This window comes from Salinispora pacifica DSM 45544, assembly GCF_000378845.1.
Lineage (GTDB): Bacteria > Actinomycetota > Actinomycetes > Mycobacteriales > Micromonosporaceae > Micromonospora > Micromonospora pacifica.
This window is the reverse complement of record NZ_KB905359.1, coordinates 2,371,643-2,385,149: the sequence shown is the minus strand read 5'-3', so window position 1 is coordinate 2,385,149 and position 13,507 is coordinate 2,371,643. Positions and strand designations below refer to the sequence as shown.

11 protein-coding genes are annotated in these 13,507 nt (G+C 71.2%); 6 read left to right on the top strand and 5 right to left on the bottom strand.

All coding sequences use genetic code 11. The features are described from left to right. Positions 1-3 precede the first annotated feature (3 nt). Genes SALPAC3_RS0110680 through SALPAC3_RS0110660 form a run of 5 tightly spaced genes read left to right on the top strand, consistent with a single transcriptional unit; the run spans position 4 to position 5,628 of the window. Positions 4-567 carry a hypothetical protein gene (locus tag SALPAC3_RS0110680; protein WP_018221235.1) on the top strand — a complete coding sequence of 188 codons (564 nt, stop codon included), beginning with the start codon at positions 4-6 and terminating at the stop codon, positions 565-567. Then, positions 564-866, top strand: coding sequence for an NADH-quinone oxidoreductase subunit NuoK (locus tag SALPAC3_RS0110675; protein WP_018818170.1), 303 nt, complete (start codon positions 564-566; stop codon positions 864-866). The genes SALPAC3_RS0110680 and SALPAC3_RS0110675 overlap by 4 nt, the downstream gene beginning before the upstream one ends. Next, positions 863-2,728, top strand: a complete 1,866-nt coding sequence (locus SALPAC3_RS0110670) for a proton-conducting transporter transmembrane domain-containing protein (protein WP_018221233.1) — start codon at positions 863-865, stop codon at positions 2,726-2,728. The genes SALPAC3_RS0110675 and SALPAC3_RS0110670 overlap by 4 nt, the downstream gene beginning before the upstream one ends. Before the next feature lie 4 nt (positions 2,729-2,732). Then, complete coding sequence (locus SALPAC3_RS0110665) at positions 2,733-4,223, top strand: complex I subunit 4 family protein (RefSeq protein ID WP_018221232.1); 1,491 nt, start codon at positions 2,733-2,735, stop codon at positions 4,221-4,223. 4 nt (positions 4,224-4,227) lie between these two features. Then, a complete protein-coding gene (locus SALPAC3_RS0110660; protein ID WP_026185436.1) occupies positions 4,228-5,628 on the top strand; it encodes an NADH-quinone oxidoreductase subunit N in 1,401 nt (466 codons plus the stop codon). A gap of 83 nt (positions 5,629-5,711) precedes the next feature. On the opposite strand, the gene SALPAC3_RS0110655 is transcribed toward SALPAC3_RS0110660, so the two are convergent. The 5 genes from SALPAC3_RS0110655 to SALPAC3_RS0110635 all read right to left on the bottom strand — a co-directional run bounded on the left by SALPAC3_RS0110655 (position 5,712) and on the right by SALPAC3_RS0110635 (position 12,548). After that, positions 5,712-6,476 carry an enoyl-CoA hydratase-related protein gene (locus SALPAC3_RS0110655; RefSeq protein ID WP_018221230.1) on the bottom strand — a complete coding sequence of 255 codons (765 nt, stop codon included), beginning with the start codon at positions 6,474-6,476 and terminating at the stop codon, positions 5,712-5,714. Between the two features lie 19 nt (positions 6,477-6,495). Beyond that, a complete protein-coding gene (locus SALPAC3_RS0110650; RefSeq protein WP_018221229.1) occupies positions 6,496-7,887 on the bottom strand; it encodes a ferredoxin reductase domain-containing protein in 1,392 nt (463 codons plus the stop codon). Then, positions 7,884-9,524: an amino acid adenylation domain-containing protein gene (locus SALPAC3_RS0110645; protein ID WP_026185435.1), complete on the bottom strand. Its 1,641-nt coding sequence runs from the start codon at positions 9,522-9,524 to the stop codon at positions 7,884-7,886. The genes SALPAC3_RS0110650 and SALPAC3_RS0110645 overlap by 4 nt, the downstream gene beginning before the upstream one ends. A 252-nt stretch (positions 9,525-9,776) precedes the next feature. Then, positions 9,777-10,433, bottom strand: coding sequence for a 4'-phosphopantetheinyl transferase family protein (locus SALPAC3_RS0110640; RefSeq protein ID WP_018221227.1), 657 nt, complete (start codon positions 10,431-10,433; stop codon positions 9,777-9,779). 423 nt (positions 10,434-10,856) lie between these two features. Next, on the bottom strand, positions 10,857-12,548 hold the full coding sequence (locus tag SALPAC3_RS0110635) for a dolichyl-phosphate-mannose--protein mannosyltransferase (RefSeq protein ID WP_026185434.1): 1,692 nt from the start codon (positions 12,546-12,548) through the stop codon (positions 10,857-10,859). A gap of 85 nt (positions 12,549-12,633) precedes the next feature. Here SALPAC3_RS0110635 and rsmI point away from each other — a divergent pair, with 85 nt between their 5' ends. Then, complete coding sequence (rsmI, locus tag SALPAC3_RS0110630) at positions 12,634-13,482, top strand: 16S rRNA (cytidine(1402)-2'-O)-methyltransferase (protein ID WP_018221225.1); 849 nt, start codon at positions 12,634-12,636, stop codon at positions 13,480-13,482. The last annotated feature ends 25 nt before the right edge of the window (positions 13,483-13,507 follow it).

Below are 13,507 nucleotides of genomic sequence, written 5' to 3'. Positions count from 1 at the left end.
GGCATGCTCGCCCACCTCGTCTTCTGGGGCCTCGCGGTCGTCGCGGTGCTCGCCGGGGTCGCCGTCTTCGTCGTCAACTCGATGGCCCGGGCCAGCTACTCCCTGGCGCTGTCCTTCATCGCGGTCGGTCTTCAGGTGCTCCTGCTGCAGCAGCTCTACGTCGGCGTGTTGGTCATTCTGATGATGGTGATGGAGATGGCGATCATGGCCGTCTACATGAACATGTTCATGGGAATGAATCCGGCGATGATGTCGATGAACATGGTCCACGGTGCTCGTCATGCCCTGCCGGTGTCGGTCGGGGTGTTTCTGCTCCTGGCCGCCGGGGCGCTGTTCGCGCCGTGGCCGAGCCGTCGCGGCAGCCCACCGGCGGATGTCACCGCCGCCCTCGGCACGGAGCTGATGGGTCCGAAGATGTTGACCATGGCGACGGTGGGCGTGGTCATGGCGGCCACCATCGTCAGTGGGGTCGTTCTGGCCGCGCACCGCACCCGCTACGACCGGCTCGGGGACGACCTTCGTCGGCCTCGGGCGGCCGATCCGCAGCCGGGGGGAGTCAGCCGGTGACAGTACGGACTGTGCTGCTGGTGGCCGCGGCCCTGATCTCCGTCGGTTTGTACGGCGCCCTGTCCCAACAGGTCGTGGTGATGGTGATGATGGGCCTGGAGTTGATGCTCAACGGCCTGATCCTGGCCGTGGCCGGGCTGTGGTGGTTCTGCGCCCCCGACCCGTCCGGGCAGGTGCTGCTTCTGGTCATCCTCGCGGCGATGACGGTGGAGATGGCGATGGGCTTCGCCGTCGCCACGTCACTGCACCGGATCCGGCGGTCGGACCTGACCGACACGGCCGCGGACCTGTCCGGATGACCGCGCTCGGGATGGCAGCGTTGTGGGCGGTGGTCGGCCTGCCCGCCACCGCCGGTGCCGTGCTGGTCGTCGCCCGGCCCAGGGATCGGGTCGCGGTGCGGGTCGCGTTGGCGGTCGCTGCCACGGCCGTGCTGCTGTCAGCACTGGTCGCCGTCGCCCGGCCGACGGTGGCGGTGCCGTTCCTGGCCGGCGCGGATCTCGTCCTGACGGTGGATGGGCTGGCCGCGCTGGTCCTGCCGACGGTGCTGGCGGTGACGCTGCTGGTGCTGGTGGCCGCCGCCGGCGAGGCGCTCACCCCGGCGGCGCGGTTCCACGGCCTGATGCTGTTGTTCGCTGCCGCGGCCGCGCTCACCGTCAAGGCGGGCACCCTGCCGACGTTGCTCTTCGCCTGGGAGCTGATGGGCGCCGCATCGTACGCCTTGATCGGGTTCTGGTGGTGGGACGAGGCCCGAGTCGCCGCCGGCCGCACGGCATTCGTCACCACCCGTACTGCGGATCTTGGCCTCTACCTGGCGGCCGGGGCGGCGCTGGCCGGTGGTGCGGGCCTGGCCCTGGCCGACCTCGCCGCCAGCAGCCCGGGGTGGCGGCACGTGTTGGCGGCGGGTGTCCTGGTCGCGGCGCTCGGCAAGGCCGCGCAGCTACCGTTCTCCTTCTGGCTGTCCCGGGCGATGGCCGGGCCGAGCCCGGTCAGCGCGCTGCTGCACTCCGCGGCGATGGTGGCGCTGGGCGGCTACCTGCTCCTGCGGACGCAGCCGCTGCTGGCCGCCACCGGCTGGGCCCCGTGGGTGGCCATGTGGGTGGGTGCGGGGACCGCGCTGCTGCTCGGCGCGGTCGCGCTCACCCAGCCCGACCTCAAGCAACTCCTCGCCGCTTCCACCTGTGCTCAACTCGGTTTCGTGGTGTTGGCCGCCGGGGCCGGCGCGGTAGCGGGTGGGACCGCGCATCTGGTGGCGCACGCCGCGGTCAAGGCGCTGTTGTTCCTCGCCGCCGGGGCGTGGCTTGCCGCGCTGGGCACCAAACAGCTCGCCGGTCTGGCCGGGGTGGCCCGGCGGTGGTCGCTGGTCGGTTGGTCGGCCACGGTCGCGCTGTTGGCGTTGGCCGGGATCGCGCCGCTGTCGCTCTGGGCGACCAAGGACGCCATCCTCGTTGCCGTCCGTGAGGAGTCACCGGCGCTGTACGCGGTGGGCCTCGCGGCCGCAGCGCTCTCCGCCGCCTACGCGGGGAAGGTTCTCGTCGTGCTCTGGCGGCGGGTCCCCGCCGAGCAGCAGGGCGCGGTGGACGCGTACCGGAACCAGGAGGGGACCGGCACCGGGCGGATTCCCCGGGCCGGGTGGTTGCCGCTGCTGGTGCTGGCGGTCGCCGCCGCGGGCGCCGGGCTGCTGGCGCTGCCCCCGACCGGTGCCGTGGTCGCGCACGCCGTCGGTCAACCCGGCGGCTACCACCCGGTTCCGGTGCCGGAACTGGCCGCGTCGGCGTTGATCGCCCTGGCGGCCCTCGTCGTCGTGGCGCGGTGGCGGGCGCCGGCACCACGCTGGGCGCGGCGGTGGCTGGGCCTCCGACAGGTGGCTTCGGTGCTGGTGACGCGTCCGACCCTGGCGCTCGGTGCGGCGGCGGCTCGGTTCGACGACCGGGTGCTGGACCGGGGCGTCGCGCAGGCGGCGCGGGCCACGGTCGTCCTCGCCCGGCGGGCCGCTCGGGTCGACGAGCGCCGAGTCGACCGGACGGTGGAGGTTGTCGCGGCCGGGCTGCGGCGGCTGGGGCACCTCGCGCGCCGGCCGCAGACCGGGCAACTGCACCAGTACTACCTCCAGGCTGTGGTGGTGCTCGTCGTCGGTGCCGTCGTTCTCGTGGTGCTGGGGTAGCCGGATGTTGACCGCGATCGTCTTTTTGCCCCTGCTCGTCGCGGTGCTGCTGGCCGCCGTCCCCCGGTGTGGCGACGCCACCGCACGCTGGGTCTGGGTGGGTGCGGCGACGATCGAGCTGGCGCTGGTCGGTGTCGTCTGGGCGGGGTACGAGACGCCGCCGCCGGGAGAGTTGGCCTTCGCCGAACGGGCGGCCTGGATCCCGGGGGTGGGCAGTAGCTACCACCTCGGCGTGGACGGGCTCTCCCTGCCCCTGATGGCGATGACCGCGGTGGTCTTCCTCGCCTGCGCGGTGTACGCGCTGCGGGAGCGGCACCGCCCCCGCGTACAGGCGTCGCTCTTCCTGTTCTTACAGAGCGTGTGCCTCGGGGTCTTCGCCGCGGCCGACCTGATCCTCTTCTTCGTCTTCTTCGACCTGTCCATCGTCGGGATGTACGTGGTGATCGCCGGCTGGGGGCACGGCGACCGGGCCCGGTCGGCGCTGAAGTTCTTCCTCTACACGTTCCTCGGCTCGCTGGCACTGCTCACCGGGTTCATCGGCCTGTACGCGGCCGCCGACCCGCACACCTTCGACATGCCGACCCTCACCGCGGAGAACCCGCTCGCGGGGCGCCCCCTGGCCGGCGGCGTGGTGCTCGCCGCGATCCTGATCGGCCTGGCGGTGAAGACCCCCACCGTGCCGTTTCACACCTGGTTGCCGCCGGCGCACACCGACGCTCCCGCGGTCGGCTCCGCTGTTCTGGCCGGGGTGCTGTTGAAGCTGGGTACCTACGGCTTCGTGCGGATCGCCGCGCCGATGCTGCCCCAGGCGTGGCGGGGCTGGGCGTGGGTGATCGTCGCCGTCGGGGTGGTGTCGGTCCTCTACGGCGCGCTGGTCGCCCTGGCCCAGACCAACCTCAAGCGGATGATCGCCTACACCTCGATCAATCACATGGGCTACGTCGTGCTCGCCGTTGGCGTCGCCGGTCTGGTCAGCGTGGACACCGTCGAACCGCGGGCGGTGGCGGTGACCGGTGCGGTCACCCAGATGGTCAGCCACGGTCTGATCACCGCTGCCCTGTTCCTGCTCGCCGGCGTCCTGTACGAGCGGGCCGGCAGTTATGACCTGCACGCGTACGGCGGTCTCGCCGCCCCGGCGCCGGCGTTCGCCGCGTTCTTCGCCGTCGGCGCCTTCGCCTCCCTCGGCCTGCCGGCCTTCTCCGGCTTCATCGCTGAGTTCCAGGTCTTCGCCGGCAGCATCGCCACCGCCCCCGTGACGGCGGTGGCGCTGCTCGGCATCCTCGTCACGGCCGCGTTGTTCCTCCGCGCCGGGCAGACGTTGCTGACCGGCCCCACCGCCGGCTGTGCGAAGGGCTTCGGTGACCTGCGCGCCACCGAGCTGTGGTCGGTGGGGCCACTTCTGGCACTGTCCCTGCTCATTGGGGTGCTGCCGCGCCCGCTGCTCGATCTCGTCGAGCCCGCTGCCCGTACCGTCGTTGACCTGCTTGGCCGGTGACCGGGTGGCGTCGGAGATGATGCGCGCCGAGCTGCTGTTGCCGGAGATGCTGCTCGCCGGCGGTGCCCTCGTGGTCCTGCTCGGCGGCTCGTTCACGCCCCGCCACCGGCAGTGGATCCTGCGAGGGGTCGCCGCCGCTGTCTGCGGCACAGTGATCATCACCGCGGCGGTCGCGCTCTCCGCTCCGGCCAACACCGCCTTCGACGGCACCTACGCGGTCGACACCGGCACCGGCGTCGCCCGGATCCTCGCCGCCACCGGCTGCCTCCTCGTCCTCGCCCTCGCCGGGGACGAACTCGCCGGGTCCGCCCGGGAGAGCGATGCCTACGCGCTGCTGCTCTTCGCCACCGCCGGGGCGGTGCTGCTCGCCGGCGCCACCGACCTGCTCGCCCTGGTAGTGGGCTTTCTGCTGGCCAGCATCCCGCTGTACGCGCTGATCGGTCTGGCCGGCACCGGCGCCGGCGCCGAAGCGGTGCTCAAGACCTACCTTCTCGGCGCCCTCTTCGGCATCCTGCTGCTGCTCGGTGTCACGCTGCTCGCCGGGACCACCGGCACCACGGCCTACGCCGACCTCGCCGCTCGGCTGCCGGACGCGCCGCGGTCGGTGGTGACCGCCGCCGTCGTCGCGGTGATCGGCGGGTTGATGTTCAAAGCCGGTGGATTCCCCGCGCACTTCTGGGTTCCCGACGCGGCCCAGGGCGGTACGGCCACGGCGGCGACGTTCCTCACCACCGTGCCCAAGATCGGTGCGTTGCTCGCGGTCCACCGGCTCGCCGAGGTCCTCCCCGGCTCCTCGAACTGGCCGACGGTGGTGGCCACGCTGGCCGTGGCGTCCATGCTGTTGGGTAACCTCGCCGCGTACTGGCAGACCGACGTGCGGCGGCTACTCGGCTGGTCAACGGTGAGCCAGGTCGGCTACCTGCTGGTGCCGGTGGTCGCCACCGGACGCAGCGACCTCGCCCAGCCGTCGTTGTTGGTCTATCTCGCCGGCTACACCGTCACCAACGTCGCCGCCTTCGCGGTCACCGCCGCGCTACCACGGCACCGCGGCCGTACGTCCTGGCGCGGGGTGGCGGCGGCCGCGCCGTGGCTGGCCGCCGCCCTGGTGGTGGCGCTGCTCGGTTTGGTCGGCACGCCGCCGACAGCGGTCTTCGTCGGGAAACTGACCGCCGCGAGCGCCGCCTGGGACGGCGGGTACGCGTGGCTGGCGGTCGTCGTCTTCATCAACTCCGCGCTCAGCCTCTTCTACTACCTGCGGTGGCTGATTCCGCTCTATCAGCCCTGGGCGGTCGCCCCGCCCGACCGCCCAGGGCGATGGAGTACGACGGTGGCCGTCGTGGCGGCCGTGCTCAGCCTCGCCGTCGGGATCGCCGCCGGCCTGGTGTGGCGGGCCGCCGGCGGATAGCGAGCCGGAGCACGAGGTCAGCGGCAGAATTCACCGGGCGCCTACCGACGGGTTCGGCGCAAACCGAGGCGTTCACCGGGCGCCTACCGACCGGTGAACCGTGGCGCCCGCTTGTCGAGGAAGGCCTGCATCCCCTCCCGCTGGTCGGCGGTGCCGAACAGGGAGTGGAAGCTGCGTCGCTCAAAGCGGACCCCCTCCCGCAGGCCGGTCTCCAGCGCGCGGTCGACCGCCTCGCAGGCGGCCGTGGTGGCCACCTTGCCGTATCCGGCCACTGTCCGGGCCACCGCCTCCGCCTCCGCCAGCAACTGGTCGGCCGGAACGACCCGGGAGACCAGGCCGCCGCGCTCGGCCTCCTCGGCAGTCATGAGCCGGCCGGTCAGAATCAGGTCCATGGCTTTGGCCTTGCCCACCAGCCGGGTCAGCCGCTGGGTGCCACCGATGCCGGGGATCACGCCGAGTTTGATCTCCGGCTGCCCGAAGCGAGCCGTGTCGGCGGCGACGATGATGTCGCACATCATGGCCAGCTCACAGCCGCCGCCGAGGGCGTAGCCGGCGACCGCCGCAACGGTGGGCGTACGAAGCGCGGCGAACGCCTCCCAGCCGGCGAAGAAGTCCTCGACCACCATCTCCGCGGCCGACTTCGCCGCCATCTCCCGGATGTCCGCACCCGCCGCGAAAAACTGGTCGGTGCCGGTGAGGACGAAGCATCCGACGCCCGGGTCAGCATCCAGCGGCTGCAGCGTGGCCAGTAGTTCGGTCAACAGTGCGGTGTTGAGCGCGTTGCGGGCGGCGGGCCGGTTCAGCCGTACGGTGACGACTCGGTCGGTCCGCTCCACGATGAGATTCACAGTCTTCTCTCCTTGTCGCTCAGGAGTCCCAGATGGCGCCGTAGGCGGGGATGCCCCGTTGCTCCAGTCCGTGGACGACCTGCCAGGTCAGCTTCTTGTTGGAGATGCAGATGACGGCTTCGGCGCCGTGTTCGCGGTAGGCGCGGTAGGCCAGGGCCACCATGTCGGGCTTACCGTCGGTGGCGGTGTCCCAGATCAGGGCGTCGGGCCGGGCGGTGCGAATCTCGTCGATCAACGCGTCTCCGTAGGTGGTCCGGGGGCTACGGACCGCCCAGACCAGGTGCGAGGGGACCGCATCTGCCAGCAGGTGGGGCAGCACCGGCCCGATCCCGCTGCCGGTGGCGACGTAGACGACCTTGGTGAAGAGCGTCTCGATGTTGGCCACCCCGGCGGTGGTGATGCCCTTGACCCACAGGTGGGACGGGGGGTCGTCAACGAGGGCGCCGGTCCAGTCGCCCGCGCGGGAGATGGTGATGCGGAAGTGTCGTTGTCCTGGTGCGGGCACGTTGGCGAACGAGTGCCACTCCAGCAGCGGGCTACGGCTGACCGCGGTGGAGGAGCCGGGGAAGGGAACCCGGCGTCGCTTGAGCTGGACCAGCGCGACGTGGGTGGATGGTCGTTCGACGGCCACGGGCACCCTGCGCAGGCGGAGCCACGGCAGGGCGACGCTGAACGTCATCAGGGCGAGCGCCCAACTGCTCGGCGCGGTCAGCAGCGCGGTGGCGAGCGGTCGGGAACCGGATTCTGCGGCGATCATCAGTACCGTCAGCGCCCAGAACAGCGTCAGCGCCAGCCACCCGCCGAAGCGGTGGACCCGCTCGAACAGGTCGTGGCGCCGGGCGCGTACCGGTGGCAGGGCGGTGCCGCAGACGGTGAGGAGCAGCGCGGCCAACAGATAGGTCACGACCAGGGTCGCGGGCAGGCCCGAGCCGGCTCGGCGGGCCTCGACGGTGGCTGTCGCGGTGAGGGCGAGGAACCACAGGGTCCCGGCGAGCGCACCGCCGACATGTAGCCCACCGAAGTGGTAGACCTTGCCGAGGGTCCGGCGGATGCGCAGGGGCCAACTCGGTCGGGCCCGGGTGGCCAGCCAGAAGAAGAGGTTGATGACGTACTGCTGTCGGACGATGACGGCGAGGGTGAAGTTCGCCAAGGTCAGGTCGGCGAGTGGGGAGGTCGGTAGCTCGGCGGTGGACCATCCGCCGGGGCCGAGCCCGTACCCGGCCAGGCCGATGTTCACGACCAGCACCACCGCGGCCAGCCGGTGATGGTGCATCAGGGCCGGGTGCGTGAAGATTCGCCGCGGTAGCGGAAGCCGTGGCGGCAGCGTGCCGCCGCGGGCGGAGCGCTCCGAGTCCAGGGCTGCGCTGGTCGATGGGGCGGGCGGCGTTTCGGCCAGCGGGGTGGTGGTCATCGCGTCGCCTCTCGCTCGTGGTCGGTTACGAGCCGGCGGAGGGCGGTCTTGTCGATTTTTCCTCGGCTGGTCATCGGGAGTTCCGGCAGGGTGTGCACGGTCTCGGGCACGCAGTAGTACGGCAGCGCCTCGGAGACGGCCATCCGGGCGAGCCCGGGATCCACCTGGGTGGGTGCCACGAATGAGATGAGAGTGCGGTCGTCCAGTTTGATGGTCGCCGCTCGGGTGCACCCCGGTACCGCCTCCAGGATCGCCGACACCGAGTCCAACTCCACCCGAAAGCCGCGGACCTTCACCTGGTCGTCAGTCCGTCCGAAGTGTTCCAACTCGCCGTCGGGGGTCCAGCGCCCCAGATCCCGGGTACGGAACATTCGGCGCCCACCGCCGAGGAACGGGTCGTGGGCGTACCGTTCGGCGGTGAGCTGGGGGTTTCCGAGGTATCCCGCCGAGACACCGGCACCACCGGCCCACATCTCACCGACCGTGCCGATCGGGCAGGGTCGGAGGTCGGCGTCGAGCACGTACACGGTGTTGTTGGGGGTTGGCCGGCCGATGGTGAGTCGTTCGGTGGTCGGGTGGTGTCGACTCATCGTGTTGACGATTGTGGTTTCGGTGGGGCCGCAGGAGTTGTAGAAGGAACAGACCGCGGACCAGGTGTCCGCGAGCGAGCGGGGGCAGGGCTCACCGGCGACCGCCACGACCTTGACCCGGTGGCACCGGTGTGGGTCGATCCGGCTGAGCACCGTCGGGGTCGCCACAATGACGTCGACGCGGGACATCGTCTCGGCGATGTCCCGGCCACGAACGACGAGCGTTGCACCGTGGCTGAGCGCCCCCAGGATCTCCCAGGCGGCCATGTCGAAGGCGATGTTGAGGATCTGGCCGACCCGCCATCCCGGCTGGATACCGAGGTCGCCGGGGGAGGTCAGCAGGATGTTGCAGAGGTTGCGGTGGGTCACGACCACCCCGTTGGGTCGGCCGGTGCTACCAGAGGTGAACAGCACATAGCAGGGGTCGTCGGGCTGAAGCGGCCTGGTCGGGGTGAAGCGACGGACCGGGCGGTCGCCGGGCTCCGCAGCCGGACTGTCCAGGGTGATCACGACGTGGCCGTGGGGAGCCGGAATGCGGTCGGCGGTGGCGGTGAGCGTCAGGATCACTCGGGTCCCGGCGGCCTGGATGACATGCTGCAACTGCGCCGTGGGCACGGAGTCGACGTGTTGCGGTACGTAGGCCGCGCCGGACTTCAAGGCCGCGATCAGGCCGACGACCATGGGGATCGACCGCCGGACGAAGAGCGCGACCCGGTCGCCGGGACGGACACCGGCGGCGGCGAGCCGGGCCGCCAACTGGTCTGCTCGCCGGTCCAACTCGCGATAGGTGATGGTCTCGTCGCCGTGTTCGACGGCGACGGCGTCCGGAGTCACGGTTGCCCAGTACTCGAAGGCGTGGTGGATGTGGGAGTGCGCGACGGATTCGGTGGGACCGTAACCGAAGCGTATGAATAGCTCGCGGTCGTGGGGCGGCAGTGTGGCCAGTGGTTCCGGAAGTTGGCGGGGCGGGGTGGGCACGTTCGGGTGGCTGGTCGTTCGGGTCGAAGCGGTTGTCTCTCCGGTTGGGGCAGTCGAGCTGCGCTGCATGGGGTCCTACTTCCTGGCGTGGGTTCCAGACCGATGGCGACAGCGCGGGTCGCCGCTTTCCAGAGAAGCGGACGAATCCTGAATGGTCAGCGTTCATGCCATTTACGTAAGTAAATGGTAATGTATTTCGATATGTCTGGGTATGGCTAGCTTGGGACGGCTCAGGGTGGTTCTGGTGCTGGCTCTGTGGCTCGGGCGGGCCCTCTGATGGCAGGGTGGTGCCGCCCCCGACCGGCGCCGGTGGTCCGGGTGCTACGCCGGAAGCAGCACCGCCGCGGTGCGGACCAGACCGTCAACGACGGCGAATCGTCCGGACACTGTGGCTGGTGGAGCGGGCACGGGGGCGGCGGCAACTCGCGCGGGGGCGATCCGGGCGGTGAATCGACCCGCCTCTGGATCCAGCGTCACGGTCGCGTCATGGAAGTCCAACCAGGTGCCGACGACCGGGTGCCAGACCTTGTAGACCGTCTCCTTCGCGCTGAACACCACGGTCGGCCAGGAGACGCCGCTGGGCAACCGCGGAAACAGCGCTTCCTCCTCCGGCAGGCAGATCGCCGATACCACCCCCGGGCTCAGCGGCCGGTGCTGCTCGGCGTCGAGGCCGACCGAGCGGATCTCGTCGGCCCGGGCGACGGCGGCGGCGCAGTAGCCGCGGGTGTGGGTGATCGCCCCGACCACCCCGGCCGGCCAGACCGGCGCCCGGTTGGCGGCGGTGGGGACGGCGACCGGCGACCGGCCGAGTACGGAGATGGCGCGGCGGGCGCAGACGCGACCAGCGGTGAATTCACGCCGGCGGCTGGCCACAACTCGATCGCCGAGGCCCGCCTGCTCCTCCGGCAACAGCACGCCCTCCCAGTCGGGCGGCTCCGCGACCACGACGGCGACGGTGGCAGGCAGCAGGTCACGCATCGACTACTCCGGTGCGGCTTCGTCGGCGGAGGGTTCGCGCGGCGCAGCCGGCGTCTGCGGGACGGCCATGGCTGCCCAAGGTAGCGCATTCGCGGTGATGCTGTTGGAGCCCGACCCCCGCGCGGAGACTCGAACCCCACGCGAAACCCCCGCCTCGACTCGGGCGCGGGTTGCTAGCGGCTCATTCGCCTCGGCCGCAACGACGGATCGGCGTGGCGATCGTCGTATATCTGACCCAACCCGGCCAGTTGTGCCATCGCTGTAAGCTGGTTAAGCTTTTCCTGCGCGCTCCAATCGCCCGCTTCCCCCGTGGCAGGCGATCGGGGCGCGCTTTTCATGGCAGGGCCCGCACGCCGCGCGTGCGGGCCCTTTCCGTTGTCACGGGTGCCAGAGACGGAGTCGGCCTGATCCAACCGGAGCCGGTCAGATCCATCGGCTGTCCAGCCACATCCGGTTGGACCAGCTGTCGTATGGAATCGGCTCGCCGACGAAGATCGGATAGAAGTAGGCGAAGTTGAGCGCCACCAGCAGCACGAACCCTCCGGCGACGACGGCGCCGACGAGTCGTTGCCCCCCGTTGCCTGCTGCCGGGGTCTCCGTCGCGCGCTCCGAAGCGGTCGCCGCCGGCGGGCCGATGATCACACCCAGCACGTAGGTCACGGCGAGCACCAGGAACGGGAGCGCCGGGGCGGTATAGAAGGAGAACATGGTGCGCCCGCTGTCCGTCGCGTACCAGAACCAGGGCAGCAACCCGGCCGCCACACAGAGCAGGATCGCCCCGGCCCGCCAGTCCCGTCGGGCGAGGCCCAGCCAGGCGAGCGCGGCCAGGGCGGGTAGGAAAGACCACCAGAGCAGCGGCGTGCCCAGCAGCAGCACCTCGGTGGCGCAGTTCGCCGCAGCGCAGGGTCCCTCGCCCGACCAGTAGAACGCGACCGGCCGCGCCAGGAGGAGCCACTGCCAGGGCCAGGACTGGTATGTGTGCGCGCTGTCGAGTTGCCGGTGGAAGCCGTACGCCTGCCGGTGGTACTCGATCAGGTTCTGTAGCGGCCCGATGACGGGGGTGTCGCTCAGCGCGGCCTGCGGCCATCGCTGTGCGTCGGGCACCCGGTAGAACCCCTCGTCGCCCAGCAGCCACCCGGACCAGGTGGCGAGGTAGGTGACCACCACCAGCAGCCCGGCCAGCAGCAGCCAGGGTGTCTCTTCGAGCAGGGTGCGCCGCCACGGTCGGCGTACCCGGGCGGAGCGGCGGGCGCCGACCTCCCAGAAGATCACCAGGAGCGCGAACACCGGGAGGAAGTACAGCGCACTCCATTTCACTGCGCAGGCACAGCCGAACAGCACCCCGGCGGCCAGCCGCCACCACGGCCACGTCCGCCAGCCGCCGGCCGGTCGGTCGGCGGCTGGCGGGTGGCCCGGATTCAGTCCGGCGGTGAGGGTCTCCGCCCAGCGGCGGCGCCGGGCGTCCCGGTCGAGAACCAGCGCGCCAAACGACGCCAGCACGAAGAAGAGCAGGAAGATGTCGAGCAGTGCGGTGCGGGACAGCACCAGGTGGAAGCCGTCCAGGGCCAGCAGCAGCCCGGCGGCGCAGCCCAGCACGGTGGAGCCGAACAGTCGGCGTGCGATGCGGACCAGCAGCAGTACCGAGAGGGTGCCGATCAGTGCCGCCGAGAACCGCCAGCCCACCTCGGGGGCGGTGGTGATCAGGTGCCCGGCGGCGGCGACCCCCTGTTCGGTGTCGCTGTAACCGAAGGCCCACTCGCCGAGCCCGATGAGCCACTTGCCCAGGGGTGGGTGGACCACGTACGACGGGCCGTCGTCCTGGTAGTTCCACTCGACGCCCCGGTCGACCAGAGCCCAGCCCTCGCGGGCGTAGTAGACCTCGTCGAAGATCTTGCCGGGCGGGTTTCCGAGGTTGACGAAGCGCAGGACCGCCGCGATCGTGACGATCACCGCGGTGGCCAGCCAGGACCGCCGGTCGAGCCGGTTGTCAACGGTGGCCAGCCGGCGGCGGACGAGGTCGGGAAGGCCCTTGCCGGGGGGCAGGTTCCGGCCCGTCGGCTCGGGCTGTTCCGGCCCGGCCTGGCCGGCGGGGTGCGCTGTTGACGCCTGGGTCACCCCGTGATCGTAGGCTGCGAAGGTGGGCCGGCGTGCCCACTGCCCCAAGCCAGACTTGTAACCGTCGATGAAGGAGCGTCCTTTCGTGGATGCGAAGTCCGATGTCGGGCGCTTGGTCCTGCTCGGCGCGCCGCTCGGAAATCCGGCCGACGCCTCCGCCCGGCTCCGCGAGGTGCTCGCGACCGCTGACCTGGTGGCGGCCGAGGACACCCGGCGCCTGGCCCGGTTGGCCCGGGAGCTCGAGGTGACCGTTTCCGGGCGAATCGTCTCATATTTTGAGGGGAACGAGGAACGCCGTACGCCGGAACTTGTCGAGGCGCTCCGCACCGGCCTCAGCGTGGCCCTGATCACCGACGGCGGCATGCCCAGCGTCTCGGACCCGGGCTACCGGCTGGTCCGGGCGGCGGTGGACGCCGGGATACCGGTCACCGCCGCCCCCGGCCCCAGCGCGGTCACCACCGCCCTCACCCTCTCCGGCCTGGCCAGCGACCGGTTCTGCTTCGAGGGCTTCCTGCCCCGCAGCCCGGGCTCGCGCCGTGCCCGGCTGGCCGCGCTCGCCACCGAGGAACGCACCCTGGTCTTCTTCGAGGCGCCGCACCGGGTCGCCGTGGCCCTCGCCGACCTGGCCGCGGCGTTCGGCGCGCACCGGCCGGCGGCGCTCTGCCGGGAGCTGACCAAGACCTACGAAGAGGTGCTCCGACGTCCGCTCGGTGAATTGGCGAGTTGGGCCGCCGAGGAGCCGGCGCGTGGCGAGATCACGCTGGTGGTGGCGGGGGCCTCGGGTCCGGCCCGGCAACGGCCGGACGACGAGACGTTGCGGGCGGCGGTCGCGACCCGGGAAGCGACCGGCCGTTCCCGTCGGGACGCGGTGACCGAGGTCGCCGTCGAGTACGGGCTACGCCGACGTGAGGTCTACGACATCGTCCACCGGTGAGGTGGGGTCCACGGAAGAGAAGTGA

What these genes read in the sequence shown, in the direction of transcription:
- SALPAC3_RS0110670 (WP_018221233.1), top strand. Translation starts at nt 863, where the DNA reads ATGACCGCGCTCGGGATGGCAGCGTTGTGGGCGGTGGTCGGCCTGCCC.
- SALPAC3_RS0110665 (WP_018221232.1), top strand. Translation starts at nt 2,733, where the DNA reads ATGTTGACCGCGATCGTCTTTTTGCCCCTGCTCGTCGCGGTGCTGCTG.
- SALPAC3_RS0110650 (WP_018221229.1), bottom strand. Translation starts at nt 7,887, where the DNA reads ATGACCACCACCCCGCTGGCCGAAACGCCGCCCGCCCCATCGACCAGC.
- SALPAC3_RS0110645 (WP_026185435.1), bottom strand. Translation starts at nt 9,524, where the DNA reads ATGCAGCGCAGCTCGACTGCCCCAACCGGAGAGACAACCGCTTCGACC.
- SALPAC3_RS0110640 (WP_018221227.1), bottom strand. Translation starts at nt 10,433, where the DNA reads ATGCGTGACCTGCTGCCTGCCACCGTCGCCGTCGTGGTCGCGGAGCCG.
- SALPAC3_RS0110680 (WP_018221235.1), top strand. Translation starts at nt 4, where the DNA reads ATGCTCGCCCACCTCGTCTTCTGGGGCCTCGCGGTCGTCGCGGTGCTC.